Source organism: Microcoleus sp. AT9b-C3, from assembly GCF_036705485.1.
In the GTDB taxonomy this organism is placed as follows: Bacteria; Cyanobacteriota; Cyanobacteriia; order Cyanobacteriales; family Microcoleaceae; genus Microcoleus.
In genome coordinates this window covers 73,710-99,414 of sequence record NZ_JAUBUR010000026.1, presented here as the reverse complement: position 1 = coordinate 99,414, position 25,705 = coordinate 73,710, and the positions used below count along the sequence as shown (strand labels likewise).

At 45.8% G+C, this 25,705-nt stretch carries 32 protein-coding genes, 3 rRNA genes and 1 pseudogene; 19 read left to right on the top strand and 17 right to left on the bottom strand.

All coding sequences use genetic code 11. The features are described from left to right. Positions 1-2,054 (top strand): CHAT domain-containing tetratricopeptide repeat protein (locus QUB77_RS21830; RefSeq protein WP_333176804.1); only part of this gene is annotated, 2,054 nt, incomplete at its 5' end. Between the two features lie 18 nt (positions 2,055-2,072). Here QUB77_RS21830 and QUB77_RS21825 read toward each other — a convergent pair. Beyond that, on the bottom strand, positions 2,073-2,726 hold the full coding sequence (locus QUB77_RS21825) for a Crp/Fnr family transcriptional regulator (RefSeq protein WP_333176808.1): 654 nt from the start codon (positions 2,724-2,726) through the stop codon (positions 2,073-2,075). A gap of 417 nt (positions 2,727-3,143) precedes the next feature. Here QUB77_RS21825 and hslO point away from each other — a divergent pair, with 417 nt between their 5' ends. The 3 genes from hslO (at position 3,144) to QUB77_RS21810 (ending at position 6,824) form a co-directional block, all read left to right on the top strand. Continuing rightward, positions 3,144-4,043: an Hsp33 family molecular chaperone HslO gene (hslO, locus tag QUB77_RS21820; protein ID WP_333176810.1), complete on the top strand. Its 900-nt coding sequence runs from the start codon at positions 3,144-3,146 to the stop codon at positions 4,041-4,043. A 246-nt stretch (positions 4,044-4,289) separates the two neighbouring features. Then, positions 4,290-6,353 carry a hypothetical protein gene (locus QUB77_RS21815; protein ID WP_333176813.1) on the top strand — a complete coding sequence of 688 codons (2,064 nt, stop codon included), beginning with the start codon at positions 4,290-4,292 and terminating at the stop codon, positions 6,351-6,353. 60 nt (positions 6,354-6,413) lie between these two features. Continuing rightward, positions 6,414-6,824 carry an ester cyclase gene (locus tag QUB77_RS21810; protein WP_333176816.1) on the top strand — a complete coding sequence of 137 codons (411 nt, stop codon included), beginning with the start codon at positions 6,414-6,416 and terminating at the stop codon, positions 6,822-6,824. Positions 6,825-6,961: 137 nt separating this feature from the next. Here QUB77_RS21810 and QUB77_RS21805 read toward each other — a convergent pair whose 3' ends face one another. Together QUB77_RS21805 and QUB77_RS21800 are read right to left on the bottom strand one after the other, a co-directional pair. Further along, positions 6,962-7,435, bottom strand: coding sequence for a TspO/MBR family protein (locus tag QUB77_RS21805; RefSeq protein ID WP_333176818.1), 474 nt, complete (start codon positions 7,433-7,435; stop codon positions 6,962-6,964). A 233-nt stretch (positions 7,436-7,668) separates the two neighbouring features. Then, the gene (locus QUB77_RS21800) at positions 7,669-8,250 is read right to left on the bottom strand and encodes a hypothetical protein (protein ID WP_333176819.1); all 582 of its coding nucleotides are present in this window, start codon (positions 8,248-8,250) and stop codon (positions 7,669-7,671) included. A 72-nt stretch (positions 8,251-8,322) separates the two neighbouring features. On the opposite strand from QUB77_RS21800, the gene QUB77_RS21795 reads away from it, so the two are divergent. Both QUB77_RS21795 and QUB77_RS21790 read left to right on the top strand, forming a co-directional pair. After that, positions 8,323-8,475, top strand: a complete 153-nt coding sequence (locus QUB77_RS21795) for a hypothetical protein (RefSeq protein WP_333176822.1) — start codon at positions 8,323-8,325, stop codon at positions 8,473-8,475. 144 nt (positions 8,476-8,619) lie between these two features. Further along, entirely contained in the window at positions 8,620-8,934 is a 315-nt protein-coding gene (locus tag QUB77_RS21790; RefSeq protein ID WP_333176824.1) for a zinc ribbon domain-containing protein, read from the top strand. Positions 8,935-9,180: 246 nt separating this feature from the next. On the opposite strand, the gene QUB77_RS21785 is transcribed toward QUB77_RS21790, so the two are convergent. Continuing rightward, positions 9,181-10,035 (bottom strand): DUF1232 domain-containing protein, encoded by an 855-nt coding sequence (locus QUB77_RS21785; protein WP_333176826.1) that lies wholly within the window; start codon positions 10,033-10,035, stop codon positions 9,181-9,183. Positions 10,036-10,147: 112 nt separating this feature from the next. Between QUB77_RS21785 and QUB77_RS21780 the strand changes: the two genes are divergently transcribed. Continuing rightward, positions 10,148-10,972, top strand: a complete 825-nt coding sequence (locus QUB77_RS21780; protein ID WP_333176829.1) for an NAD-dependent epimerase/dehydratase family protein — start codon at positions 10,148-10,150, stop codon at positions 10,970-10,972. A 60-nt stretch (positions 10,973-11,032) separates the two neighbouring features. Here the strand turns inward: QUB77_RS21780 and QUB77_RS21775 are convergent, their stop codons facing one another. The 7 genes from QUB77_RS21775 to sufB form a co-directional block, all read right to left on the bottom strand. After that, the gene (locus QUB77_RS21775) at positions 11,033-11,665 is read right to left on the bottom strand and encodes a Uma2 family endonuclease (RefSeq protein ID WP_333176832.1); all 633 of its coding nucleotides are present in this window, start codon (positions 11,663-11,665) and stop codon (positions 11,033-11,035) included. 180 nt (positions 11,666-11,845) lie between these two features. Beyond that, positions 11,846-12,274 carry an Imm1 family immunity protein gene (locus QUB77_RS21770; RefSeq protein ID WP_333176835.1) on the bottom strand — a complete coding sequence of 143 codons (429 nt, stop codon included), beginning with the start codon at positions 12,272-12,274 and terminating at the stop codon, positions 11,846-11,848. Then, positions 12,274-12,669, bottom strand: a complete 396-nt coding sequence (locus QUB77_RS21765) for a deaminase (RefSeq protein WP_333176837.1) — start codon at positions 12,667-12,669, stop codon at positions 12,274-12,276. The genes QUB77_RS21770 and QUB77_RS21765 overlap by 1 nt, the downstream gene beginning before the upstream one ends. 188 nt (positions 12,670-12,857) lie before the next feature. After that, a complete protein-coding gene (locus QUB77_RS21760; protein ID WP_333176840.1) occupies positions 12,858-14,120 on the bottom strand; it encodes a SufS family cysteine desulfurase in 1,263 nt (420 codons plus the stop codon). 162 nt (positions 14,121-14,282) lie between these two features. Further along, positions 14,283-15,617, bottom strand: a complete 1,335-nt coding sequence (sufD, locus tag QUB77_RS21755; protein ID WP_333176843.1) for a Fe-S cluster assembly protein SufD — start codon at positions 15,615-15,617, stop codon at positions 14,283-14,285. Next, positions 15,614-16,405 carry a Fe-S cluster assembly ATPase SufC gene (gene sufC / locus QUB77_RS21750; protein WP_333176845.1) on the bottom strand — a complete coding sequence of 264 codons (792 nt, stop codon included), beginning with the start codon at positions 16,403-16,405 and terminating at the stop codon, positions 15,614-15,616. Before sufC ends, sufD begins: the two co-directional genes overlap by 4 nt. Positions 16,406-16,641: 236 nt before the next feature. Continuing rightward, entirely contained in the window at positions 16,642-18,081 is a 1,440-nt protein-coding gene (gene sufB / locus QUB77_RS21745; RefSeq protein ID WP_333153706.1) for a Fe-S cluster assembly protein SufB, read from the bottom strand. A gap of 186 nt (positions 18,082-18,267) precedes the next feature. Between sufB and sufR the strand changes: the two genes are divergently transcribed. The 8 genes from sufR (at position 18,268) to rrf (QUB77_RS21705) (ending at position 21,134) form a co-directional block, all read left to right on the top strand. Next, positions 18,268-18,972 (top strand): iron-sulfur cluster biosynthesis transcriptional regulator SufR, encoded by a 705-nt coding sequence (sufR, locus tag QUB77_RS21740; protein ID WP_333176848.1) that lies wholly within the window; start codon positions 18,268-18,270, stop codon positions 18,970-18,972. An 82-nt stretch (positions 18,973-19,054) separates the two neighbouring features. Then, positions 19,055-19,462 carry a hypothetical protein gene (locus QUB77_RS21735; RefSeq protein ID WP_333176850.1) on the top strand — a complete coding sequence of 136 codons (408 nt, stop codon included), beginning with the start codon at positions 19,055-19,057 and terminating at the stop codon, positions 19,460-19,462. Positions 19,463-19,658: 196 nt separating this feature from the next. Further along, positions 19,659-19,775: ribosomal RNA gene (gene rrf, locus QUB77_RS21730) — 5S ribosomal RNA — on the top strand. Positions 19,776-19,948: 173 nt separating this feature from the next. Further along, a complete protein-coding gene (locus QUB77_RS21725; protein WP_333176853.1) occupies positions 19,949-20,170 on the top strand; it encodes a hypothetical protein in 222 nt (73 codons plus the stop codon). Between the two features lie 196 nt (positions 20,171-20,366). Next, positions 20,367-20,483 (top strand): 5S ribosomal RNA (gene rrf, locus QUB77_RS21720). 134 nt (positions 20,484-20,617) lie between these two features. Continuing rightward, positions 20,618-20,791, top strand: a complete 174-nt coding sequence (locus QUB77_RS21715) for a hypothetical protein (RefSeq protein WP_333176856.1) — start codon at positions 20,618-20,620, stop codon at positions 20,789-20,791. Positions 20,792-20,798: 7 nt separating this feature from the next. Next, positions 20,799-20,984 (top strand): hypothetical protein, encoded by a 186-nt coding sequence (locus tag QUB77_RS21710; RefSeq protein WP_333176859.1) that lies wholly within the window; start codon positions 20,799-20,801, stop codon positions 20,982-20,984. Positions 20,985-21,017: 33 nt separating this feature from the next. Beyond that, a 5S ribosomal RNA gene (gene rrf, locus QUB77_RS21705) occupies positions 21,018-21,134 on the top strand. 64 nt (positions 21,135-21,198) lie between these two features. Here rrf (QUB77_RS21705) and QUB77_RS21700 read toward each other — a convergent pair. Beyond that, positions 21,199-21,792 (bottom strand): hypothetical protein, encoded by a 594-nt coding sequence (locus QUB77_RS21700; RefSeq protein ID WP_333176861.1) that lies wholly within the window; start codon positions 21,790-21,792, stop codon positions 21,199-21,201. Then, positions 21,779-21,949, bottom strand: coding sequence for a hypothetical protein (locus QUB77_RS21695; RefSeq protein WP_333176863.1), 171 nt, complete (start codon positions 21,947-21,949; stop codon positions 21,779-21,781). Before QUB77_RS21695 ends, QUB77_RS21700 begins: the two co-directional genes overlap by 14 nt. Before the next feature lie 86 nt (positions 21,950-22,035). Here QUB77_RS21695 and QUB77_RS21690 point away from each other — a divergent pair. Together QUB77_RS21690 and QUB77_RS21685 are read left to right on the top strand one after the other, a co-directional pair. Next, positions 22,036-22,143, top strand: a pseudogene (locus tag QUB77_RS21690) (type II toxin-antitoxin system HigB family toxin); the annotation flags it as partial. Continuing rightward, a complete protein-coding gene (locus QUB77_RS21685; RefSeq protein ID WP_333176866.1) occupies positions 22,115-22,525 on the top strand; it encodes a transcriptional regulator in 411 nt (136 codons plus the stop codon). The pseudogene QUB77_RS21690 and the gene QUB77_RS21685, both read left to right, overlap by 29 nt. Before the next feature lie 32 nt (positions 22,526-22,557). Here QUB77_RS21685 and QUB77_RS21680 read toward each other — a convergent pair whose 3' ends face one another. The 4 genes from QUB77_RS21680 to vapB form a co-directional block, all read right to left on the bottom strand. Then, positions 22,558-22,968 (bottom strand): putative toxin-antitoxin system toxin component, PIN family, encoded by a 411-nt coding sequence (locus QUB77_RS21680; protein ID WP_333176868.1) that lies wholly within the window; start codon positions 22,966-22,968, stop codon positions 22,558-22,560. A gap of 1 nt (position 22,969) precedes the next feature. Beyond that, positions 22,970-23,197: a hypothetical protein gene (locus QUB77_RS21675; RefSeq protein ID WP_333176871.1), complete on the bottom strand. Its 228-nt coding sequence runs from the start codon at positions 23,195-23,197 to the stop codon at positions 22,970-22,972. A gap of 215 nt (positions 23,198-23,412) precedes the next feature. Beyond that, positions 23,413-24,066, bottom strand: a complete 654-nt coding sequence (locus QUB77_RS21670; RefSeq protein ID WP_333176872.1) for a hypothetical protein — start codon at positions 24,064-24,066, stop codon at positions 23,413-23,415. Between the two features lie 177 nt (positions 24,067-24,243). Next, positions 24,244-24,465 (bottom strand): type II toxin-antitoxin system VapB family antitoxin, encoded by a 222-nt coding sequence (gene vapB, locus QUB77_RS21665; RefSeq protein ID WP_333176875.1) that lies wholly within the window; start codon positions 24,463-24,465, stop codon positions 24,244-24,246. Here vapB and QUB77_RS21660 point away from each other — a divergent pair. Next, on the top strand, positions 24,464-24,613 hold the full coding sequence (locus tag QUB77_RS21660; RefSeq protein ID WP_333176878.1) for a hypothetical protein: 150 nt from the start codon (positions 24,464-24,466) through the stop codon (positions 24,611-24,613). The two genes, vapB and QUB77_RS21660, sit on opposite strands and share 2 nt — an antisense overlap. 61 nt (positions 24,614-24,674) lie before the next feature. Beyond that, positions 24,675-25,538, top strand: a complete 864-nt coding sequence (gene nadC / locus QUB77_RS21655; RefSeq protein WP_333176880.1) for a carboxylating nicotinate-nucleotide diphosphorylase — start codon at positions 24,675-24,677, stop codon at positions 25,536-25,538. The last annotated feature ends 167 nt before the right edge of the window (positions 25,539-25,705 follow it).

The following is a 25,705-nucleotide window of genomic DNA, read 5'->3' as shown; positions in this document are numbered from 1 at the left end:
ACTACGCCAAAGCCATCGAGTACGCTCAGCAGTGGTTGGCGATCGCGCGAGAAATAAAAGACCGCCCAAGCGAGGGGAGAGCTCTGGGACATCTGGGAAATGCTTACAATTCCCTCGGCGACTACGCCAAAGCCATCGAGTACGCTCAGCAGTGGTTGGCGATCGCGCGAGAAATAAAAGACCGCCCAAGCGAGGGGCAGGCTCTGGGAAATCTGGGAATTGCTTACGATTTCCTCGGCGACTACGCCAAAGCGCTCGAGTACGCTCAGCAGGTGTTGGCGATCGCGCGCGAAATTAAAGACCGCCCAATCGAGGGGAAAGCTTTGGGAAGTCTGGGAAATGCTTACAATTCCCTCGGCGACTACGCCAAAGCGATCGAGTACCAACAGCAGTGGTTGGCGATCGCCCGAGAAATAAAAGACCGCGAAAGCGAGGGGCGGGCTCTGGGAAATCTGGGAAGTGCTTACAATTTCCTCGGCGACTACGCCAAAGCCATCGAGTACACTCAGCAGTTGTTGGCGATCGCACGGTCAATTAAAGACCGCCAAAGCGAGGGAAATGCTCTCAACAATCTAGGATTGGCTCTCTCCAAATCTGGCAATCTCCCAGCAGCAGAGAAAACCCTACTTGATAGTATTAAAGTTTTGGAATCTCTCCGTGCTGGATTAGACGATGCCAATAAAGTGTCAATATTTGAAACCCAAACTAGCCCCTACGTCAATTTACAAAAAGTCTTCATTGCTCAGAAAAAAACTAATGACGCTTTAGAAATTGCCGAACGGGGTAGAGCCCGAGCTTTTGTGGAGTTATTGGCATCTCGCCTTGCCCCATCTGCATCTGCCCAAACTACTATCAACCCCCCCAATATCCAGCAAATTCAACAAATCGCTAAAGAGCAAAACGCTACCCTCGTCGAGTATTCAATTATTGAGAATCAAGCCCTCTATATTTGGGTCATCAAGCCGACTGGTGAAATTACCTTTCGCTCCGTTGACCTCAAATCTCTGAACATCAATCTACGCGAAGCCACCGAAGGGACAAGAGTATCTGCTGCTACCGGGAGGAGAGGATTAAACGAGCAAGATACAGCCATTTCTGAGATGATTCGCGGCACTCGCGAGGCTCTGGGTGTATCCGGGGACACTGCTAATAAACAAACAGCTAATCCCCCTGCTTCTACCACTGCTAATTCTCGGATAATCTACCCCAAATTACAGCAAAGTTATCAACTACTGATTCAACCCATTGCCGATCTTTTACCTACTGACCCGAATGCTCCTGTCATCTTCATTCCCCATCAATCCCTGTTTTTAGTTCCCTTTGTCGCCTTACAAGATCCGACAGGTCAATATCTGATAGAAAAACATACCATCCTCACCGCTCCCGCCATTCAAATTTTGCAGTTTACCCACCAATCACGGCAAAAGGTTCGACAACTTTCTCTCCAAAATAACCTCGTCGTCGGCAATCCAATTATGCCCAAAATTGGCACCCCGCCGCGCCAATTAGCTCCTTTACCGGGCAGCGAACGGGAAGCAATTACAATTGCCCAACTTCTGAATACTACACCGATTACAGGCTCTCAAGCCACTAAAGCATCAATTGTTCAACAGATGCTAAAAGCCCGGATTATTCATCTTGCAACTCACGGATTACTCAATGAAGTGAAGAGGCGAGATTTACCGGGAGCGATCGCCCTGGCTCCATCAGGAAATGATGACGGATTGCTGACTTCCAGTGAAATTTTGGATTTAAAATTAAATGCAGAATTAGTGGTATTAAGTGCTTGCAATACTGGCAGAGGAAAACTCACAGGTGATGGTGTGCTTGGATTATCTCGTGCTTTAATTAGTGCGGGTGTTTCCAGTATTATCGTTTCTCTGTGGTTAGTGCCCGATGCTGCGACAGCGGAATTAATGGCAGAATTCTATCGCCAGTTACAGAAAAACCCGAATAAAGCTCAAGCTTTGCGGCAAGCAATGCTGATGACAATGAAGATGCACCCAACTCCGCAAGATTGGGCGGCGTTTACGCTGATTGGCGAAGCAGAATAAGATTTTTTTCGGCGCTTGCTACACTGCTTGAGGGCTGCAGCCAAACAAATCCGATGTGGACGCAAAAACATCTTTGTTAAGTATTAAATGCCGATCGCCATCTCGACTGATTAACCCTTGCTGCTGCAATTTTCCCAGCATTCGAGTTACTGTTACCCGCGTCGTGCAAATAGCATTAGCAATATCTTGATGTGTCAAGCGGATATTCAAACGAGTTCCCTCAACCACAGGCTGACCGAATTCCTGTTGCAATAATAGCAGTAGCTGATACAAACGGTCATCTACTCGCCGCTGTCCGGCGATCGCTAAAATTGCTTCCATTTGCCGCAGCCGCCGTACCATTTGAGGCAGCAACTCGTGAGCTAATTGAGGAGAAGCTTCGATTTCCACCATAGAATACCACATCAAATAGATATCTGATGTCGCCGTAGCTCGGTAAGTCTGCAAGCTTGTCAACCACAAACCGAAGCACATCGAAGGCCCAACCCAACCCAAAAGTCCTTCTTCCCCGGTTGGATAAAGCGTACTCAGTTGTGCTAGACCTTGACAGACTCGCCAAAGGCCATGCGACATCATAGGAATGGTTTCGCCCTTGGCATAAAAATGCAAGTTTCGAGTCGCTCCTGTGTTATGCTGGACTTCCGCTAAAAGTGCTTTGGATGTTGGTGGCATATCCCTTATTTCCAGCTAAAAAACATTTGTCTGAGACCTACGCCTCTGACTCTAACCGGCAAAGGTAAAGGTTTGGTAATCGTCTGGTTAGCGCCAAGATAAGCTTTAGTCATTATTCATTAGTCATTAGCTGTTAGTTATTAGTTGTTATAAAATGACTGAGAAGACGGTGAATTATGGAAAATAAATGCACTCGTTATTCCGGGAATCTTAAATAAATATTTAAGTCGAAGAATCAAGCAGAATATTTGTTAATAAAGAGTCGGTAAATCAAGGTTTTACAGAAAACAGAGGCGAGTTCTGAAGTTCGATCGTACTTCCAGGCCCGCCGAGTCAACTGCTGCTCTCTGCTGCCACAACCTTCAAGAACTTCTAAAATAGTTCAAGAAGATATCAAAAGACAAAGTAAGGTTTTTCATGGCCGATCAATTAATTCGCGCTACAGCCGCAGAGGGCGGAATTCGCGCTGTAGGCGTCATTTCCACCCGCCTCACCGAAGAAGCAAGACAGCGGCACAAGCTCTCCTACGTGGCTACAGCCGCCCTGGGCCGCACAATGTCGGCAGGGCTGTTACTCGCCTCCAGCATGAAGCGGCCCGAATCGAGAGTCAACATTCGCATCAAAGGAGATGGGCCGCTGGGCGGGCTTCTAGTGGATGCGGGACTTGATGGAACAGTTCGAGGTTATGTGGACAATCCCGGAGTCGAATTGCCGCCCAATGCTAAAGGCAAACTCGATGTCGGCGGGGCAATAGGTGACGGTTATTTGTACGTGGTGCGGGACGTTGGATACGGCTTCCCTTATTCAAGTACGGTAGAATTGGTTTCCGGCGAAATTGGCGACGATCTGACTCATTATTTGGCAACCTCGGAGCAAACGCCTTCGGCTCTGGTTTTGGGGGTGTTTGTGGGGGCGGGCGGGGTACAAGCGTCTGGGGGTGTGCTGTTGCAGGTTCTGCCAAAGGCAGCAACGGACGAAAAACTGGTGCAAACTTTAGAATCTAGAGTTGCTGAATTGTCGGGCTTTACGCCGCTGCTGCGATCCGGCAAAACGCTGCACGAGATTCTCGAACAGTTACTGGGAGATATGGGCCTGGAAATTTTCCCGGAAACTCAGATGGTGCGCTTTGACTGTGGCTGTTCGTTCGATCGAGTTTTGGGAGCTCTGAAAATGTTGGGCGAAGCGGAACTCCAAGACATGATTGAAAAAGATGGCGGGGCTGAGGCTACGTGCCATTTCTGCAACGAGGTTTACAAAGCTAATAGCGACCAACTTGCGGAACTGATCGGCGATTTGCGATCAAACTCCGGTTCTTGAGAGGATAATGTGTAATTGGCTCTATTGAGTGCGAGTTAGGGATGACGGCCTTGACCAATTGCCAATTACGCATTATCAATTACCTAATCACAAAATTTTGATTTTGGCGGTTTGGCGATCGGCTCTTGCAGTCTTGGGCCGACGGGAGTATGTAAAAGTGATGAATACATTTTATAGAGCAGTTGATAGCAGCGCTCGCAGTTTTTAAATAACTAACGCTGGCTGGTTGCTGTTTGTGGTGAGGATATGAGTCAAGATCGCAAAATACCAGGCCGTTGGTCTGCATCAGAATCTTTGGAGTCAACAAAGGATACTTCGTCGCTGGCGCGCTTACCAGCAAGGAAAAACCGGGCTGAACGACTTAAAGAGCTCCGAGAGTTGGTTACTTCGGGAAAACTGCCGGGAGGGCATCTGGAACTACCGCCGAATTTGTCTGGGGAAAACTCGCAGCCGCTGGAGGAAGGCAATCCGTTTTGGCGGAAGTGGTCGCATAAGTGGCAGTTTTGGCTGGCGCTGAGTTTGATGCTATCGGTGGGTATGGGGTTTGTGGCAATTGCGTCTTTACTCAACCTGACCTCCCAGTCCAATTGCTCAAAGATTTTTTGGCCGACGGCTTCTGCTAACGATCGCTTTTTTTGTGCTCAAGAAGCAGCAAGCAAGCGGACGGCGGATGATTTGCTCAGGGCGATCGAATTAGTGAATGCTTTGCCACAAGACCATCCGCTGCGGCCGAGAATTAACACTCAAATCGATCGGTGGTCGGAGGATATGCTGAGGCTGGGAAATGCTAGTTTCCAAGAAGGAAAGCTGGAGGAGGCGATTGCGATAGCCAACAAGGTTCCTAAAGACGTTCCCGCTTACCCGACGGTTGAAAAGCAGATTGAAAAGTGGCAGTCGATATGGAGCGATGCAGAGAAAATTTACCGCAAGGCTGAAGACCACTTGCGTCAGGAAGAGTGGACGCTGGCTTTCAGCCAAGCTACTCTGCTTTTGGATTTGGGAAATACTTTCTGGGAATCGGCTAAGTACGAGGAATTGACTAAGCTAATTCAGACGACTCGGGCTGAGGGCAATAAGTTGCTAAAAGCCCGCAATACAGCCTCCGAGGGAGGTCTCGACAGTCTGGTGACGGGGATTAAGCTGGCTCAGGGAATTGGTCAAAACAGTTATTTGTATCAAGCTGCCAATAAGGCGATCGCGGAATTTAGCAAAAAAATTCTGGAAATCGCCCAAAAACGCTTGCAGGCGGGGGATTGGCAGGAGGCGATCGCGATCGCTAACAAGATTCCCGACACCGCAAATTTAAGGGAACAAGTTGAGGATTTTAACCAGTTGGCGAATGCTACTTCTCAGGCTTTGACTGGCTCAGTTGAGGGTTTCTCCAAGGCGATCGAGATTGCTCAAAAGTTGAATTCGGGCCGCCCTTTATATAAACAAGCTCAAGATTTAGTCGGCCGCTGGCAGCAAGAAATGGCTGATGTGAAAGTTTTGGATTTGGCAAGCAGGCTGGCGGCGCCGGGTGGGGTAAATGATTTGAGGGCTGCCATCGCGCAATTGCAAACAGTCCCCCAATCAAATCCCCGCGCTTCGGAAGCTCGCAGTCAAATTACCAACTTGAGCCGTCAAATCGAGCTGCTGGAAGACAGTCCGTATTTGCAAAGAGCGAACGATTTGGCAAGTACGGGCGATCCGAATGCTCTGGAAGCGGCCGTTGCTCAAGCTTCTCGGATAGCTAGAGGTAGGGCGCTTTATGTGGAAGCTCAAACCAAAATTCAAGCTTGGATCGAGAGGAGACAGCGGCTTGTTGACCAGCCGTTTTTGGATAGAGCTCAGCAGCTAGCGGCGAGCGGCAATTTGGCGGGGGCAATTGAGATGGCGCGCCGGATTCGATCGGGACGGGTGCTTTATGAGGAAGCTCGATCGAACATTCGGACTTGGGAGGCTCAATTTCAGGGCGAGCAAGATTTGCAGAACGCCCGTCAGGCCGCCCGATCGGGGACTGCGGAGGCTCTGCAAACGGCTATTGCGCTGGCTCTTCAGGTGCCGGAGTCGAGTTCGCTCCGGTGGCAGGCGAGTGAGGCGATTGATGAATGGAGCCAGCGGATTTTGGCGCTTGGTGTGGAACAGTCGTCGTCGGATCTGGCTGGGGCGATCGCGACTTTGAAGAAAATTCCTTCGGGGACTCGGGCTTTTGAGCAAGCTCGATCGCAAATCAAAGTTTGGGAGGAGTCGCTGAATCCTCCCGATGCTGAATCTCCCCCTCCCGATCCCCCGGAAACTGAGCCTCCGAGCAGCCCTCCGAGTCGGTAAATTTGAGGGTGATAAGCGGGTACTTAATATCTTTACTTAGTCTGTATTAGGGAACCAAAAATGAAAACGCCCAAGCAAGTTCTCCAAGACTGGGTTTGTGCTTATAACGCTCGTGACCCTCACGCCCTGATCGAGCTTTATCACGACGATGCAGAGAACCATCAAGTTGCCTTTGGCGATCCTCTAAACGGGCGTGAGGCATTGCTTGAGAGTTTTGTTACCTTCTTCCAAGCTTTTCCAGACAATTACACGCACGCTGAGAATCTGTTTGAGGATGGCGAGTGGGCGATCGTCGAGTGGACTGGTGGCGGCACATTTCTAGGTGAGTTTGGTGGCAACTTACCAACTGGCAAAAGTTTTACGCTGCAAGGCTGTGGCTTCTTTCATGTTGTTGATGGCAAAATCCATTTTCAACGCGGTTATATAGACAAGCACACTTGGTTCATGCAGCTTGGGCTACCGATATCATAAGCTTCCTGTTCTGCAACTGTACTATTATTTCGCATCAAGTCTTTGCTGACTCAAACCTGCGTTGCAGGTAGATACTACCGAAAAAAGGTGCTTTTTTTCTATGCTTGCAATCCCATTAAAATGACTAATTACAGAGCCTAAACATCCGCCGGATTTAGGTGCATCATTGCCCAAGTGGTGTAAGTGCCGATCGGACTCCAAAGTATGTAAGGCAGCAATAACAGGGCGGCAGGCTCGGAAACTTGCAACACGCTTAAAGCTAGTATTACGCTTAAAATAGCGCCCGTTCCGCCAATTATTGTGCCGACTTTTAGGCTCCTAACTTTGCACATAACCGAGGTATAAGACATAGTTACTATTTCTAAAAGCAGGTACAAACCCATTCTCAGCCAAGTCTCCTGAGTTCCCGGTTCTTTTTCCCAAACAATCACTGCTGACCAAGCTGCACAAATAAAAATTACTGTCCAAATTAGGGGAATTGCTTTTTCAAATACTAGCCATCTCGGACGCTGTAAGCGGTTGAACCATTGGATGTCGCTGGGCGGGATGAAGTTAGCAGCTAGTGCTACTACAAAGGCGACGCCTCCAATTACCATCCAGGATTTAATCATTTTTTTACCTTTGGCTAGATTTACGGTTTAGATTAAACATATATTTAAGGTAATTCCGGCGCAAAATACATCTGCATCCAGTCTTAAATTTATAATTCACAGGTAGCTTAGACTTATTGAAAACAGTAAATTTATGGCATTCACAGTCCTGGACGCAGAACCTAATTATGTAGGGTGCGCACTGCGCACCTTACCGCTATAAGTAGCGCTTAGTCTTTCAATGAAATCTGCTACTAGCCGAGGCGGTGATGCTGTTCTAATTCTAAACTAGAGTCATGCTCTTTTTTGGGAACCAGAAGCGTATTTTCGCTGCTCGGTTGCAACACGGCTTTAATCACTTGGAGAAAACGGTTAGGCTTTTTGGTTTGACCGTTGAGAGTGCGCCGTTCTTGCACTTTTTTAGAAAGGTGTCGCATTACAGATAAATCGAGTTCATCGATGAAATGGTCTGCTATACGTTCTCCCATTAAATCAATAGCTTCAGCATACTGATCGGTTAACGTTTCTATGGCATCGTATGCTTCGTCAGCAACTTGACTTGCTACTGTTTTATTTTGGTCGCCCGGCGTTTGGGAATGGCTGCGGCGCCGGTCTAAAAGACTTTGGTAATCAGCAATGCTCATTCCCAAATTGTAGAGATGGTGGTGAGCGTGATCCATCAAATCTACTTCACTGGGATAGAAGAAACCGCGAGTGCTGTTGATGCCGTGCAGTTTTGCCCAACGCCGCAGAGTTGTCTCATCTTGCAGTTGGTATCGCTCCAACATTTGAGCTGTGTTCAGCTCTACTTCTGGCGTAACTTTGAAATCGCTCATCGGTAAATCCTCGCTGGTGAGTAAATAAATAAAATTGAAACTTAGAATCTGTGATTGGCGTACAGTCTGAAAATGATGATCGATCCTGTGACGGCATTGAGGGAAGTCTTGCGGGCATTTGCTAGCCGTCGATCGTGCGATCGTTCGATGGAGTCAGAGGATTTCAGGGTAGGGTACTTTTGGGCTTTGTCTCGATCGCATTCGGGAGCAAGCACACTGGGTTAATAATATAGCGGATTTAGTGTTTTAACAATCATTAAAAATAGTAAAGTTTGATTTTTGGGGTTGAATTTTTAGTAATGTTGAGCTATAATATTCTCTATAACCGTGCAATTAGTAATTTTAGTAGTTGCAAACGAGATTCTTAGTATGCCTGTATACGATTATTTGTGTCCCGCAAACAACCAGCAGTTAGAAGTTTGGCACAGCATGAACCTGGAAGTTTCGACTTGGGGCCAACTGTGCGAGTTGGCTAAGTGCGAACCCGGTGACACTCCCGCAGATGCTCCGGTACGCCGACTGCTGAGCGCTCCGAGATTGATGAAGCCGACATCCGACACCGATTATAAAAATTCGGGTTTTAGCAAGTACGTGAAGCGGGATGAAGGGGTTTATGAAAATGTCACGGCTAAGGATGGTGAAAGCCGTATTGTCAATCGAGATGGTAAGCCGATTAAAGACTGAGAACCCACAACAATCAAGTTTTCAGTTGAGTGAATTACAGATATTGGGTAGGGACACGGCAGTGCCGTGTCCTGTATTTTATCCGATTGACAACTGCTATATAGCAATCCTAAATCATTTGTGAATTTCTTACTCCCTCCCCTTGGTAAGGGGAGGGTTGGGGTGGGGTAAAAATTTTACGACTCATTTAGGATTGCTATATTATTCAGATACAGACGGAAACAAAACGCTCAACCTGACATAATATTATTGACCAAACCAATCTTTCATTTTTTGCTTTGCTTGTTTTTTAGTATCAGCATTAATGTATACTGAAACACTAGCGATCGCCGCCAGCAATACTCCCAAATCGTCCGTAAATCCGATGCCGACTAATATATCGGGAATGGCATCAACAGGAGATATAAAATAGGTCAAAGCTCCCACTACAACTCCTTTTGCCCAAGCAGGCACGTTCGGGTTCTGAGCCGTATAGTAGAGAATCAAAGCTTTTTCAACTACTTCTCTTCCTGCGGTTAAAGCAAAGTTTTTAAGTTTAGCCCAAAAACTTTCATCTGAATAGTTAACGTTAGGGTTGCTGAGGTTTGTTGTGGTTCCTTTTCGGTCGATTAAATCGAGAGGGATGCCCTTAGTTTTAAGCTGGGAAACAGCAGAATTGAAGGATGCTGATGCCTGATTTTGATTAGGGGCGGCCTCCCGTATTTGTTTCATGTCTGCGATGAATTCCTGCATGGCTTGGATTTGCAAGTCGGAAACGGCCAGGAGTTTTTTTGCGGATTGGATTGCCTCGCTTTCTGCGGGATGCAGCGTCTTATTTGCCCCAGCAATGTTAATTAAAAAATACATGACTCCCAAACGCAGCGGTTCTTCTGACTTGCTGAGTGTTTGCAAACAGTCGCTGAGTGATGGGGGACGGGCTGTGTAGGATTGGATTTGAGCTTTTGCAGAGTCAGAAAATTTGTCTAAATTTATGGTTTTAAACAACAAATCTAGTTCGTCAATATCAACGGAACCATCGGCGGCTGCGATCGCAAACAAAGAACCATAAAAAGCTAAAAGTTCGCTTTCTGAGGATGTGGCAAAAATATCTCTCTGGGACATGATGCTACTCCGATTGATAACGACGCCTTGCATTTTACCACAAAACTCAGCGCGCCATGATTTCAGAAATCGGCAATAATTTTAGAGAGTATGAAACAAAGGAGAATTTTTTATGAAAGTTGCGATCGTCGGCTGCGGCTATGTGGGTACTGCGACAGCCAAACATTTACGCGATAAATCTGACTGTACCGTGACGGCGACAACTACCACGGCGACGCGAGTAGTTGAGTTGGAGGGTGTCGCGCAGCGGGTAGCCGTACTCAAAGGAAATGACAAAGATGCAATGGCGGCTGTACTGCAAGAACAAGATGCTGTTATGCTGTGCGTCGGTGCCCGAAATCCTCATACTTATCGGGAAAGTTATATAGATACTGCGACAACTTTAGTATCGGTTTTACAGCAGATACCGACAGTAAAGCAGGTTATTTATACGGGTACTTATTCTGTGTATGGCGATCGCCAAGGTAAAGTGGTAAATGAAGAATCACCCGTCGCGCCAGCTAATCCAAACGGTGAAATTCTAGCCGAAACTGAACGGTTTTTATTAGGAGCATCGAGTCCCAATCTTCAAGTCTGCATTCTCCGTTTGGGAGGAATTTATGGGCCTGGGCGAGAATTAGTTAAAATCTTTGGAGGCTGGGCTGGGAGCACTCGTCCCGGTAGGGGGGAAGATGCTACTAATTGGGTGCATCGGGATGATATTGTTGGGGGGTTAACCTTTGCTTTGGAAAATCGATTGCAGGGAATTTACAATTTAGTCGGGGATGTGTCGCTATCCAGTGGTGAATTACTCGATCGCATTTTTGAAACTCACAATTTGCCTAAAGTTTCTTGGGATGGAAGTCCTAGCGTGCGGCCTTATAATGCGAAGGTATCGAATCAAAAGATTAAGGTGGCTGGTTATCAGTTTATCCATCCTGAAATTAGGGAGTTTTAATAGTCCTGGGCGCAGCACCTAATTATGTAGGGTGCGCACTGCGCACCTTGCTAGAGAATATTATATTTTCCCTTTAACCCAAGTTCTAAAAGATTTCAGCAAAGCCATTTCCCCCATCGTTTGAGTGCGACTGAAAAACCCAGCCATTTCCCCTACCGATACAAAGGGAAAAGCAATACTAAAGTCGCGCTCAATATATTCAGTTTCTAGCAACTGATAAAATTTCAAAACTCGCCCGTTATATAGCCAGAGTTCCGGGACGCGAAGTGCGGAGTAAATGGCCAACTTATCAACTGAACTGCTGGTAATATCTATTTCAATTGCTAAGTCGGGCGGTGGGGCCGTTTCTAAATCTAGTTCTTGCCTGCCTCTAACTGCTGCTTCATTTTGGATATAATAACAGTTATCTGGTTCTATGCCTTTTTTGGCATTTTTGAGTTTGAGAGTAGTTGAGCCAGCACTTTTAATTTCAATGTCGAGTTCTTCTGCTAAAGCAAGGATGAAATTACCGAAATTGCTCTTGTAGTTCTCATGTTCAAAGAGTGGCGCCATAATTTCCAGTCTCCCTTCATCGTAAGCTATGCGATAACCTCGCTTATCGCCTATTTCTTTGAGCAACGTTTCAAAGGTTGACCAGCTAATATTTTCTAGCAGTGTTCTCTGTTCGGCTAAACTTGAAGTAGTAGCAATCATCTCAAAATCTCCTTGAGCTGAGAAAACTCTAGTTTTATTTTACCGGCCCAGATACTATCAAAAGGGCGATTTTCTACGGGATAGCTGCGCTGCACGGTCTTTTTTTTACCGCAGATGCAGGCGGATAGACGCGGATGAACGCGGATGAAGAAAGAGCGATGGCACTTCACTTAGGTTGTGTTAAATCTTATTTGATGACACCGCTAATTCTTTCTCTTCTTCCCAAGACAGTGATATTTGAAGTTGTCCTGATACTGTAAATGTTTGAGCTGCCAACAAAGCCGTCTCTAAATTTACACACATCCTGGCAGAATAATTACCTTCTTGTCCGCCGACAACTAGCTTTTCTATTGCATCTGGTTTTGAGGGATCTACTAAATTATGGAAGCTAACGTTATCAAAAGTTATGTTAACAACATATTTACCGGCTTCCCCGCCACCAATGCTCATATAACACTCGTCATCTGCACCCAAGGTAACTAAAGTTTTACTTTTCCCATCTAACTCGCGAATGGCTTGTTCTATTTGACTCCAAGTAGGACTTTCTATTAAATCACCTTCCTCCTGGTTGCCAACCCAATTTTCTGCTGATAGGTTTAACACAAACATTATTGCCTCCTTCTATTTGGGGGTTTAACGGTTATTGTTTTACTTCCACTGGGAGTAACAATTTCTAATTCTTCTATATTTAACTGCCAAGCCATAGAGTTTACTCCACCTCTTAAGCCGCAGGCTGCACAAAGTTCGCGATCGCAAATCAAACGTGCTTTACCTCCTCTAATTCCCGCATCTGCTGCTTGTTGAAAAGCATCGGCTTCAGCGTGGGTTTTGGTGATAGGGTTGACATTAAAATTTATTTGCCGACGATTGGGGTTGCTGCCAGAGTTGATGCCAAAAAAACTTTGACCCGCTATTTCTAGTTTAGCTATGGTTGATTTATCGGTTTCGCTGCCAGCCAGTGGTAAACCTAGGCTTTGTCTATATGAACCTAGTTCATCAAACACACTTTGTATTTTTGCCTTTCCTTTGGTTTGACAGCCCAATTTTACCACATTGCGTTCGGGTTTTGGGATTTGGGATTGCGATCGCTCTCTTCTTCATCCGCGTTCATGCGTGTTCATCTGCCTTCATCTGCGGTCAAAAAAAGGGCGATCGCTTCTAAATTTCTACCCGCGCACCATCACCCACCAAATTACCCCATAATCCCACCAAAAAAGTCGATCGTCTCTTTCAACGCTTTCACAAACACATCAATCTCCTCGCGAGTATTGTAAAAATACAAACTCGCTCTGGCAGTAGATGAAACGTTCAAATAGCGGTGCAAAGCTTGGGTGCAGTGATGCCCGGAACGAATCGCGACTCCCTCCTGATCTAACAAGGTAGACAAGTCTTGAGGGTGAATTTCTCCCGCAGTAAATGCCGCCAAAGCTGCCCTACCTTCGCCGTTGCTGTCTGGTTGTGGCCCGTAAATTTTGATTTCGGGAATTTGCCGCAATTGTTGGAACATATAAGCATTCAATTCTGCTTCGCAAGCGTGAATCTTATCCATGCCAATGTTACTAAGATAATCGATTGCTGCACCAAGGGCGATCGCCTCGCCGATTGCAGGCGTGCCGGCCTCAAATTTGTGCGGCAAATCGGCATAGGTGGAATAATCGAGAAACACATCAGCAATCATCTCGCCGCCCCCGAAAAACGGAGGCATTTCTCTCAGCAAGTCCAGCTTACCGTACAGAAAACCGATGCCAGTCGGAGCGCACATTTTGTGACCAGAAGCAACCAGCCAATCGCAATCTATTGCTTGCACATCTACTATCATGTGCGGCACGCTTTGGCAAGCATCAATTAAAACTCTTGCACCGTAAGTGTGGGCAATTCTGCATATTTCTTTAACTGGACTGATGCAGCCTAAAGTATTAGAAACGTGAACGGTTGACACCAATTTAGTTTTATGGGAAATCAGCGTTTTAAACTGTTCCAAATCAAACTCGTTAGTTTCTGTTAACTCGACAAACTTCAGCACCGCACCGGTTCTTTGAGCAATCATTTGCCAGGGAACGAGATTGCTGTGGTGTTCCATTACCGACAGGATAATTTCATCTCCGGCTTGCAGATTGCTCAAGCCCCAAGAATAAGCAACCAAATTAATCGCTTCGGTGGCGTTGCGAGTATAGACAATTTCTTGCCGCGACGCGGCATTTACAAACGCCGCAACTTTGTCTCTCGCACTTTCGTAAGCATCAGTTGCTTTGGCGCTGAGAGTGTGAGCGCCCCGGTGCACGTTTGCATTGTATTTCTCGTAGTAGTCGCGCCAAGCATTGATGACAGCTAGGGGTTTTTGAGAAGTAGCTGCATTGTCTAAATAAACTAGCGGTTTACCGTTGACTTTTTCATTCAAAATTGGGAAGTCGCCACGGACTTTTGATGCAAGTGTTTTTTCTTGAATAAGTGTCATATTTTTTGAAGTGATTTGTCGTTGGGTGGGGGCGGGTTTACGAGATTGTTGGTTTTAGGCAATTATTATTCGTGAAACCCGCCCCTACAGGCTGTTATAAATGGTGCAAGATGTTGTAGGGACACAGCAGTGCTGTGTCCTCTGTGTCCTCATCTTTATGAGTTATCCTTGGATAGCCATGCAGGTTGAAAGCATTTTCGCCACCCCAAGAATCGGTAATTGATTGAGCATTTCCGCCGCAAAAGCATCGATTAGCAAATAGCGACTTCTCTCTAAATCCAAACCGCGACTTTGCAAGTAGAAAAGTTCATCATCTTCTAACTGACTGACAGTTGCACCGTGGGAACATTTAACGTTGTCGGCGACAATTTCTAACTGCGGTTTGGTATCTACACGCGCCCTGGGCGACAGCAACAAATTCCGGCTTAACTGTCCGGCGTCTGTTAATTGTGCGGCTTTGCGAACGAAAACTTTGCCGTTAAATACAGCACGAGCTTTGTTGCCGATAATGCACTTGTGCAATTGGCGGCTTGTACCGTGGGGGTGATTGAAATCGATTAAACTGTGAGTGTCTGATAACTGTTCGCCAAAGGCTACGGTTAAGCCATTTAAAGTTGTTTCAGTGGCTTCGCCGCGCTGAAATACTTCTAAATTGTGCCGCGATATTTTGCCTCCCAAGCTGATAGCATGGCAAGTATAACGGCTATTGCGAGATTGCTCGATCGCACTTTTGCCGATATGAACAACTTCCCCACCTTCCCGCTGCAGCCGAACGTGATTCACAGTGGCGTTTTCGCCGACAATAACATCGGTTACAGCATTAGTAAACGCTGGTACATTACCGATAGTTGCGTAATCCTCAACCAGCATGATGCTGCTTCCAGGCTCAGCTATGACCAAGCAGTGCGGCTGGGACATCGTGGGAGATGCACCGGGCGCTGTCAGGAACAGCAAGTGAATCGGAAGGTCGATCGACATATTGGCCGGGACGAACACCACCGCAGAATCCGCCAAACCCACAGTATTCAGCGCCGTAAATACCTCGGTTTGCTGTCTGTGCTTGCTCAAAACATCGCTGAGGCGCCCTTGATATTTTTCGGGTACATTGGATAGATTACCTGCGAAAAAGTCGATGGGCAAATTCGGCAAATTCAGCGTTGATAAATGCGGCGCATAAAAACCATTGACAAAGACCAATCTTAATGGTAAATCTGCCTTGTCTTTCACAGGCATCGTAATATCAGAGAGCTTAATTTCTGACTGATTGCTGGTCGGCCAATGCAACGGAATTTGTAACAGCGGCGACAAATCAGTAAAACGCCATTCTTCGTCCTTCACTGTCGGAAAATGAGAAGAAAGCACGTATTGAGTTGCAATATCGCGCAAATCATCCAACCCGTAAACAGAACTTTTGAGATGAGCAGCGCCTAACTTTTCGCACTGATTCACCAAATCAGTCAAAAACATTTCCCTACTAGCAACTTGCGTATTCATCATCGCGCGCCTACTCCTGCTGCTTCCTCTTCCACAACCCAGTCATAACCGCGCTCTTCCAATTCCAGCGCCAACTCTTTCGGGCCAGTCAAGATAATTCTGCCCGCTTCCATGACGTGAATAAAATCAGGAATAATGTAATTCAGCAACCGCTGATAGTGAGTAATCACCAACATCGAATTTTCAGCAGTTGACAACTGATTCACACCGCCGGCGACAATCTTGAGAGCATCGATATCCAAACCCGAATCAGTCTCATCTAAAATAGCTAATTTCGGTTCCAACAACGCCATTTGCAAAATTTCATTCCGCTTTTTCTCGCCGCCGGAAAAACCCTCATTTACGCTGCGGCCTAAAAAAGAATCATTCATCTTGACAATATCCAGCTTGTCCTCGATTAAATCTTGGAAATCAAAAGCATCCAATTCTTCCAAGCCGCGATGTTTGCGGTGAGCATTGTAAGCCACGCGCAAGAAATCCAGATTGCTAACCCCGGGAATTTCTAAAGGATATTGAAAAGCCAGAAATACGCCCGCTAGAGAACGTTCTTCCGGCGGTAATTCCAGCAAATTTTGACCCAAAAAAGTAACTTCTCCGCCCGTTACCGTATAAGCAGGATGACCAGCTAATATCTTGGATAAAGTGCTTTTTCCCGAACCGTTCGGGCCCATAATCGCGTGAATTTCACCCGATTTAATTTCCAGATTCAAACCCTTCAGGATTTGGGTATCTTCGACATCCGCAGTTAAATCGCGGACGGATAGCACCACTTGACTATTTTCTACAATCATCTATTTTTGTCCTTTTCCTCAATGCACTTTACAGTTTTTTTTCTCGTTCCTAGGCTCAGCCTAGGAATGCGTGTCGCGAGGCTCTGCCTCGTTGGAAACGGGAGAGAGAAATGTGAGGCAGAGCCTCTAGATATGCGTTACCAGGCAGAGCCTGGTAACGAGGGTTTCTCGCCCGCCCAAATATTTTCTTCCTTCTTCCTTCTTCCTTCTTCCTTCTTCCTTCTTCCTTCTTCCTTCTACCCGACACTTCCTTCGAGCTTCAGACTCAACAGCTTATCAGCTTCCGCCGCAAATTCCATCGGTAACTGATTGAAAACATCTTTACAGAAACCGCTAATCATCATCGAAATAGCATTTTCTGCGGAAATTCCCCGCTGTGCGAAGAAGAACAATTGCTCTTCCCCAATTTTAGAAGTAGAAGCTTCGTGTTCCACTTTAGCAGTGTGGTTCTGCACTTGAATATAAGGGAAAGTATTCGCTTGAGCGTTATCCCCAATCAGCATGGAATCGCACTGAGAGTAATTGCGAGAGCCTTTAGCATTCGGCCCCATTTTCACCAAACCGCGATAGCTGTTGGATGAATTTCCGGCAGAAATTCCCTTAGAAATAATCGTGCTGCGAGTATTTTTACCAATGTGGATCATTTTTGTGCCGGTGTCAGCTTGCTGCTTGTTATTTGTCAGCGCTACTGAGTAGAATTCGCCTACCGAGTTGTCGCCGACTAACACGCAACTGGGGTATTTCCAAGTAATTGCAGAACCGGTTTCTACTTGTGTCCAAGAAATTTTAGAATTAACTCCCTGACACAAACCCCGTTTCGTCACGAAGTTGTAAATGCCGCCTTTGCCATTGGCGTCGCCGGCGTACCAGTTTTGCACTGTTGAGTATTTGATGTCGGCATTGTCCATTGTTACCAATTCCACGACGGCGGCGTGCAGTTGATTGGTGTCAAACATCGGCGCGGTGCAGCCTTCTAGGTAAGACACAGAACTGTTTTCTTCTGCGACAATTAGGGTGCGCTCGAACTGGCCGGAATCTCCGTTGTTTATGCGGAAATAGGTGGACAATTCCATCGGACATTTTACGCCTTTGGGAATGTAAACGAAGGAACCGTCGCTGAATACGGCTGAATTGAGGGCTGCGAAAAAGTTATCGCCGACTGGTACGACGCTGCCGAGATATTTTTCTATTAGTTCGGGATAATCTTTTACGGCTTCTGAAATGGAACAGAAAATAACACCATCTTTGGCTAACTTTTCTCTAAAGGTTGTCGCAATTGAAACGCTGTCAAAAACGGCGTCAACGGCGACATTTCCGAGCCGTTTTTGTTCGGAGAGGGGAATTCCTAATTTCTCGAAGGTTTCTAGCAGTGTTGGGTCAACTTCATCCAAACTGTTGAGCTTTTTGGGCTTTTGTTTTGGCGCGGAATAGTAGATAATTTGTTGGTAGTCGATCGCGGGATAGTTGACGTGGGGCCAGGTGGGCTCGGTCATTGTCAGCCACTTCCGGTATGCTTTGAGGCGGAATTGCAGCATGAATTCCGGTTCGTTTTTCTTGGCGGAAATCAGGCGGACTACATCTTCGCTCAAGCCGCGGGGGATGGTGTCTGACTCGATGTCGGTGACGAAACCGTATTTGTAGGGCTGGTTGACTAGGGTTGTGACTGTAGAGCTCATTAATTTTGCGCTTTCGAGTGTTCTGGATAAGTCTCTCAAAGATGGCAGACGCTGAACTGTCGGGTGCCCGGCGAGTTCTGGGGGCTGCTCTGGGAAGTTAAACAACAGATTTGTTGCTTTAGTATATTTTAAGCTACATTAACAACAGTGATATTGTCAAAGTCAAATTAATAATTTTTTGTGAAGATGATGGAGACTACTCAGCAGACTTCCACCAAACAAGACATCCTGGACTATTTGCTCAAGGGGGGGCAGGGGACGGCTCTTGAGTTGGCGGAGTCTTTGGATATCAGCCCGCAGGCGATTCGCCGTCATTTGAAGGATTTGGAAGCGGAGGGGCTGATTCAGTATCAGTCGGTTCAGGCTGGGATGGGGCGGCCGCAGCACATTTATGAGCTTACCAGTCTGGGGCGCGATCGATTCCCGAATCGTTACGGCGATTTTGCAGTCTCTTTCTTGGATACTTTGGCGGAAACCGTCGGCCGCGAGCAAGTGATTACTATCCTGCGAAAACAGTGGCAGCGCAAGGCTACGGACTACCGGCGGCTAGTGGGTGCGGGTTCGCTGCAAGAACGGGTGACTAAGTTGGTGGAACTCCGCAGGGCTGAAGGTTATATGGCTGAGTGTTATCCTGTAGAATCTGTAGAGGTTGGGATCTGCGATCGCGCTGGTTTGGACGATCGATTTGTGTTGATGGAACACAACTGCGCGATTTCTAATGTTGCTGAAACTTTTCCGAGTGTCTGCGGTAATGAGTTGGAAATGTTTGCAGCGGTTTTGCCGGATTGTATTGTGGAGCGGACTCACTCGATTATTAATGGGGAACACCGCTGCGGTTATTTGATTGCAAGGAAGAAGGAAGAAGGAAGAAGGAAGAAGGAAGAAGGATGAGAATTTCAAATTCCCAATTACCAATCCTAAATTCCAATTACTAATTACCAATTACTAATTACGAATTACCAATTTTTAATATATGGAACCGCTAGCAGATTTTTTAAAGCCGGAAGAGTGTGCCGAAGTTGATATGGCGCTGCTGTCGTCGAAGGAAAAGTTTTCGGCGCGGGTGGCAATTTATGCTTTGAGGGTGCTCAAGCAAATTTCTGGGGAGACTGGGAAGCCGGTGGCTGAGGTGACTAATGGGCAGGTGATGGATTGGATTAAGAATGATGAGAGCATTAAAGGGTCGATCGAACTTGATGCTAGTTTTGAAAACTTTTTTACGAATTTGGTCGTTGCGTCTTTGCGGCCTTTGAGGCAAATTGCGACAGAAGCCGAGCTCCCGATCGAACAATTAACAGTTAAGCAGGTCGTGGCGTGGTTTGTGAAGGACGGGAAAATTCGCAGAGAGCAGGGAACCGATGCGGCGTTTTTGGATTTGTGAGTTAAAGGTCGATCGACCGCACCCCCAAACTCGGCCTCAAACCCCGATAATTCCATCGGTTTCGGGCGCTCGAAAAAAAGTTTTGACTTTGGGGTTGACAGACTAGGGAAAACTTGATAAGTTAATTAAGTCGAGCAAAAGAGATGCAGCGCATCACAGTTAACGCAGACACAGGATAAAAAGTTTTCAAAGCTTTCCTGGTGCTTATGATGTAATGGAACCACTCCGATCCATCCCGAACTCGGTTGTTAAACGTTGCTATGGCGAAGATACTCGGCGGGTCACTGCCCGGTAAAATAGCTCAGTGCCAGGTTAATAATAAATTAAAGCTCTTTTCCCGCAACAACGGAAAAGGGCTTTAGTTTTTTGGGGAGTTATTACTCATCTAAACAAAAGCTCGTCTAGGGCCACCGGATGTCTAACCCCAACTTCCGACAAGAATTGTTGAAGATGTCTAACGTGCCAGTTTTGTAGAAATTTCAATATTTGCAGCCAGCAGCAGATTTTGGGTCGATCAAACTTGATGCTAGTTTTGAAAACTTTTTTACGAATAGGGTGGTGGCGTCCTTGCGGAATGAGAGGCAAATTGCGGCAGAAGCCGAAAGGGCGATCGAACAATTAACAGTTAAGCAGGTTGTGGCGTGGTTTGTGAAGGATGGGAAAATTCGCACAGAACAGGGAACCGAGGCGGCTTTTTTGGATTTGTGAGTTAAAGGTCGATCGGCCCATCTGGCAAATAATACGTCAAACTAGGCTATTGGGGGCTATTTCGGGCGATCGAAAAAAAGTTTTGACTTTGGGGTTGACAGACTAGGGAAAACTTGATACAGTAATTAAGTCGAGCGAAAGAGATGCAGCGCATCACAATTAACGCAGACACAGGATAAAAAGTTTTCAAAGCTTTCCTGGTGCTTATGATGTAATGGAACCACTCCGATCCATCCCGAACTCGGTTGTTAAACGTTGCTATGGCGAAGATACTCGGCGGGTCACTGCCCGGTAAAATAGCTCAGTGCCAGGTTAATAATAAATTAAAGCTCTTTTCCCGCAACAACGGAAAAGGGCTTTAGTTTTTTGGTGAATTATTACTCATCTAAACAACAGCTCGTCTAGGGCCCTTTGTAGAAATCTCAATATTCGGGGCCAGGAACAGATTTGTGGTCGATCGAACTTGATGCGAGGAAGGAAAACTTTTTTACGAATAGGGTAATTGCGTCTTTGCGGCATGAGAGGCAAGTTGCGATGGAAGCCGAAAGGGCGATCGAACAATTAACAGTTAAGCAGGTCGTGGCGTGGTTTGAGAAGGACGGGAAGATTCGCAGAGAATAGGGAACTGATGCGGCGTTTTTGGACTTGTGAGTTAAAGGTCGAGCGGCAACACTGGCAAATAATACGTCAAACTCGGCTATTGGGGGCTGTTTCGGGCGATCGAAAAAAAGTTTTGACTTTGGGGTTGACAGACAAAGGCAAACTTGATAAAGTAATTAAGTCGAGCGAAAGAGATGCAGCGCATCTAACTTAATGCAGACACAGGATAAAAAGTTTTCAAAGCTTTCCTGGTGCTTATGATGTAATGGAACCACTCCGATCCATCCCGAACTCGGTTGTTAAACGTTGCTATGGCGAAGATACTCGGCGGGTCACTGCCCGGTAAAATAGCTCAGTGCCAGGTTAATAATAAATTAAAGTTCTTTTCCCGCAACAACGGAAAAGAGCTTTAGTTTTTTGGGGAGTTATTAGTCATTATCTTGGATACTGAATAGATCGATCAATGGCTTGAGATCGAGATACATTGTACGATAAGGCACTGATGATGGTAAAGACTCATTAGGAGCGACAAATTGAAAACCAAACTTCTCGTAAAAGCCAGATGCGTCATAGGGAGGAGTAGTATCCGGGTCGTAAAGTGCGTCAACAGTCATAAAGCGCACACCAACTGTAGGTGAAATCTCCGCTGCAACGTACTCTACTGCCCATTCAACTAGACGGCGACCTGCTCCCTTGGCACGTCTATCTACCGCTAGTAAACCAATCTTGATGGCTGGAAACGACTGGTACTGAACGCCTTCGTCAACCAGGATTGGTTCATCTAATTCCAGTTTATCTGTGAGTAGCGTGATGTAACCTGCCAAACTGTCTTCACAGCGTAAAATCCAGCATTGACTGATACGAGCATCTATATCTCGCTGAATACGTCCTTGTCGCCAGTAAGTGACAAACTCACCCCGCAGACAACGAAACCCCTGACCAGAAATGGTAAGCTCGGAGGTTAAATGCTCAACAGCCAGCTCGGAAAAATCAACTCCCGCAAACTTACTACTTGGCGGCATTGGCAGCTTTTCGACGATGGCGACGAGCGGCAATCCGTTTAGCTAAAGCTAAAGCAGCTTCATTTGCAACATAACCGCCAGTCTTAAGGGCATGAGCAAGTTTTTGAACTTCGCTACCTGAAACTGGTTGGGAAACTGTATGCACTGGGTACTTCATTATGAAACCTGATTCACTAACTCTATTGTAGTATACATTCTATTTTTGAGGTAAAAGTTTAGGAAGATTAGTAGGGAAATCGAGATCGGCTGATTGTTGATTTGGTTTACGTTTCTCAAAGAATCTACATCAAATATGTTCTGACTCACGCTGAGTATGATAAGGATGAGTGGAAAAATGATCCGTACTTTTGATGCAAAATCTTATACAGATTTACTTGTTCGCTATCAACCCAAACCGATCGCAAATGAAGCAGAAAACGAGGCCGCGATCGCTCTCGCTTGCGAACTGGAACACCGCCCTATGCGATCGCTGGAGGAAGAGCTATTTCTGGAGCTTTTGATAACGCTGATTGAAAAATTTGAGTCTGAAAATTATCCGATTCCTGCAGGAAATGCTGCTTCTATGTTGCAACATTTAATGGATGCGAGAAATTTGGACAAATCAGATTTGATTCCCGTTTTGGGAACGGAAACAGAGGTTGATAAAGTTTTTGTTAGCGGAACGGCGATCGAAATAGATGAAGCCAGAAAGTTAGCCGATTTTTTCCACGTGGATATTAGTTTGTTTCTTTAAGGGCGATCGGTAACTCGCATCCCAAATCAAAACTACTCAGATTCGACCGTCTTCAAAAACTCGTCTGCTGTGATTACTACCACACCACGAAATGGGTGCAAGACGAGCAAATCCCTATCACCAGTGATGATATACTCCGCTTCTCCATTTAATGCCAACTCCAAAACCTTGTCATCTTTTGGATCGCGACACTCTTGCACCTTCTCAATTATCTCCACTAGAACCCCCCTGTCCACCAAAGCTGCTAAAAATTCCTCCCTTTCTTCACTTGTGACATACCGATTAAATTTTTCGCGCCCCAATACCTCATTCAATTCTTCTAGCAGTTCAAGTGATAGTAACACCTCTCCGTTTGCTAAAGCATAGCGAAGGGCGCGATCGGGTTTACTGTTATCAAACAGAATTGCACTGATGATTGCATTTGTATCAAAAACGTAGCGCATCTCACTCCTCAAAAAGAATTGAATCCAAAATTTCTGGGGTCAATCCTCGCGCTTGAGCATTCCGACTCATCTCACTCATGACCTCCTCTAGGGGTCTTTTTCGTCGAATTGCATCACTAAGTTTCAGGCTAAGTAATGCCTCCAATTTACGACGCTGTTCTTCAGAAGCAGCCTCAAATATCTTAGCAACTTCAGCATTAACGCGAATTGCGATGGTTTTGGTTTGCATGATGTTATGTGATGTTTCAATTAGAGTTTTATATCTCTTGTGAACTAGGCTAACACAGGATGCTAGTAAGATAGTAATGGGTTTAAATCTAAAGTCCGAAACTGGGTTTTAGCATAAATAGAAAGAGCGATCGCCCTTAATTTTAGCAGTCAATAGTGGGCGATCGCATCTTTCCTAGTGGTCGAACGGCCAAGTTGAGCGGCGCCTAGTAACCTTTATTCTATAACTGAATGAGCCTCTACAGTAATCTGCCAATCATTATCCAGTTTTTGGACATGGAGGCTAGGAATGGTCTGAAGTATTTCAATCAATTTCATATCAGGACACACGCTTCGTATTACAGTTCGTATTGGTTGCTTATAATCATCGTGAAACTTTTTACTCAATACTGCAATTGTCACAAAATTTTCAGGCTGATTTACCATCAAAATCTTGATAATTTCTATCAAAGCGGTTTCCAAGTCATTTACTGATTTAATGTCAAGACTTAAGATTCGCTGATATTCTGAAATCCTTTGAATTTGGCGAGGTGAGATATCTTCAGCACCCTCAGCCTTCACTATCGTTGGTAAGCTCTCATCGACTTTCTCAGGTCGCTTACGCTTCATTCGGTCTTTGATTGAGGTTGCTTGATACTTGTGAAAACTAGGGACTACTGCCTGAAGAAGAGCTACATAAAACTCTTGCGGTATTGGAGTGCCGTAGATCGAAAAGCGCCCGCTACTTGTCAAAAGACTCCTCAAACCGTAGCTATAACCTTGAACTTTTGCCACTACTTCAAGTGACACTCCATACTTTTTATAAAATATCTCAGTGAGCCTAGCCACGGAAATCCAGGGATTGCCGTTCCTACTGGATTCAATAGCCATGAGGTTTTCCAGCTCTTCGAGTAGCAGTGGTAGCCACGAGGACGGATCTTGATGAGACTCCATTTTTTTTAATTACACCTCAGTAACAATGGGCGTGACACATAACTACAAGTTTATTCCTGACTATTCCATAATTCTCTGAGTTTGGCTTCCCTCACCGAAAGAAGTCTGATTTGCTCATGAAACTTCACAGTCATTTAAATCTTCGAGAGGTTCATCAAAATCATCAGACATCCAGATTTTACCTTTCCAAATTCCAAGTCCACCTCGCTTGGTCGGCTTTTCTTGACTTAAGTTTTTAGCCTGCTTTTCTATCAAAAACTCAATATAATGAAGCACTTCTGTCTGAAGAGATTCAGGGAGTTCTGCTAATTTTTCTAAAATGACTGGCTGTATCATGGTTTCTACTCGCGATCGCCCTATCTATTCCATTAAAGCACCAACACCCAATGTCAGCAACAGAATACCCCATCATCTAGCCCGATTGCCCTCACTCTACCCAAATCCCGATCGCACTAACACCATCATAATTGTGCAACTTGCCTAAAATCGCCCGATCGACTATTGTTCCTAGTAGATATGATCTTGATATAACAACCGACAAAAACATGACAGCAATATTACCACCTTGGATAGTTTTAGACTCCCTATTGCACAACTGGCTACTAGAAGATATCGGTAGGGGCGATCGCACAACATCGGCCTTATTTCCCGCAAACAGCATCCAGGGTACAGCTAAATGGATTGTCAAAGAAGCTGGAGTCATTGCGGGATTGCCAATTGCCGATCGCACATTTAAACTTTTAGACAGCAGCCTCAGTTTCATCCCCCAAGTACCGGAAGGGAAACTGTGCGAAAAAGGAGAAGTAATTGCCGAGATTTCCGGCAATTTCGATGCGCTGCTAACCGGAGAAAGAGTAGCATTAAACTTGGCAATGCGTTTGAGCGGCATCGCGACTTTAACTCAGAAATATGTTGACAAAATTGCCGATTTGCCCGTGCAATTGGTGGATACGCGCAAGACAACGCCCGGATTGAGATTATTGGAAAAATACGCGACTCAAGTCGGCGGTGCTTGCAATCACCGGATGGGGTTAGATGATGCGGTGATGATTAAAGATAATCACATTGCGGCGGCTGGAGGAATTGCAGAGGCGATCGCCCTAATTCGCAATTCTATCCCCTATCCGCTGACAATCGAAGTCGAAACCGAAACTCTCGCTGAAGTAGAGACAGCTTTGCAGAACAAAGCGGATATTATCATGTTAGATAATATGTCCTGCGATTTGATGCGGCAGGCTGTGGCACTAATTCGCCAAAAGAGCGATCTGGTAAAAATTGAAGCTTCCGGCAATGTTACTTTAGAAACAATTAGAAGTGTAGCCGAAACCGGAGTTGACTATATTTCTACCAGTGCTCCGATTACGCGATCGACTTGGCTGGATTTGAGCATGAAAATTCAGAGTCATTAGTCATTAGTCAGCAGTCATTAGTGATAGAAAATATGGCAAATACCAAATCAATCTTTAATAGCCATTTTACTTTTTAGTCTCCCTCTGCTCCGACTTCGTTTGACTATTAAGCGATTTGAATCGCCGAAGAATTGCCGAGGCAACTTATCTCTTAGCTAATGACTAAT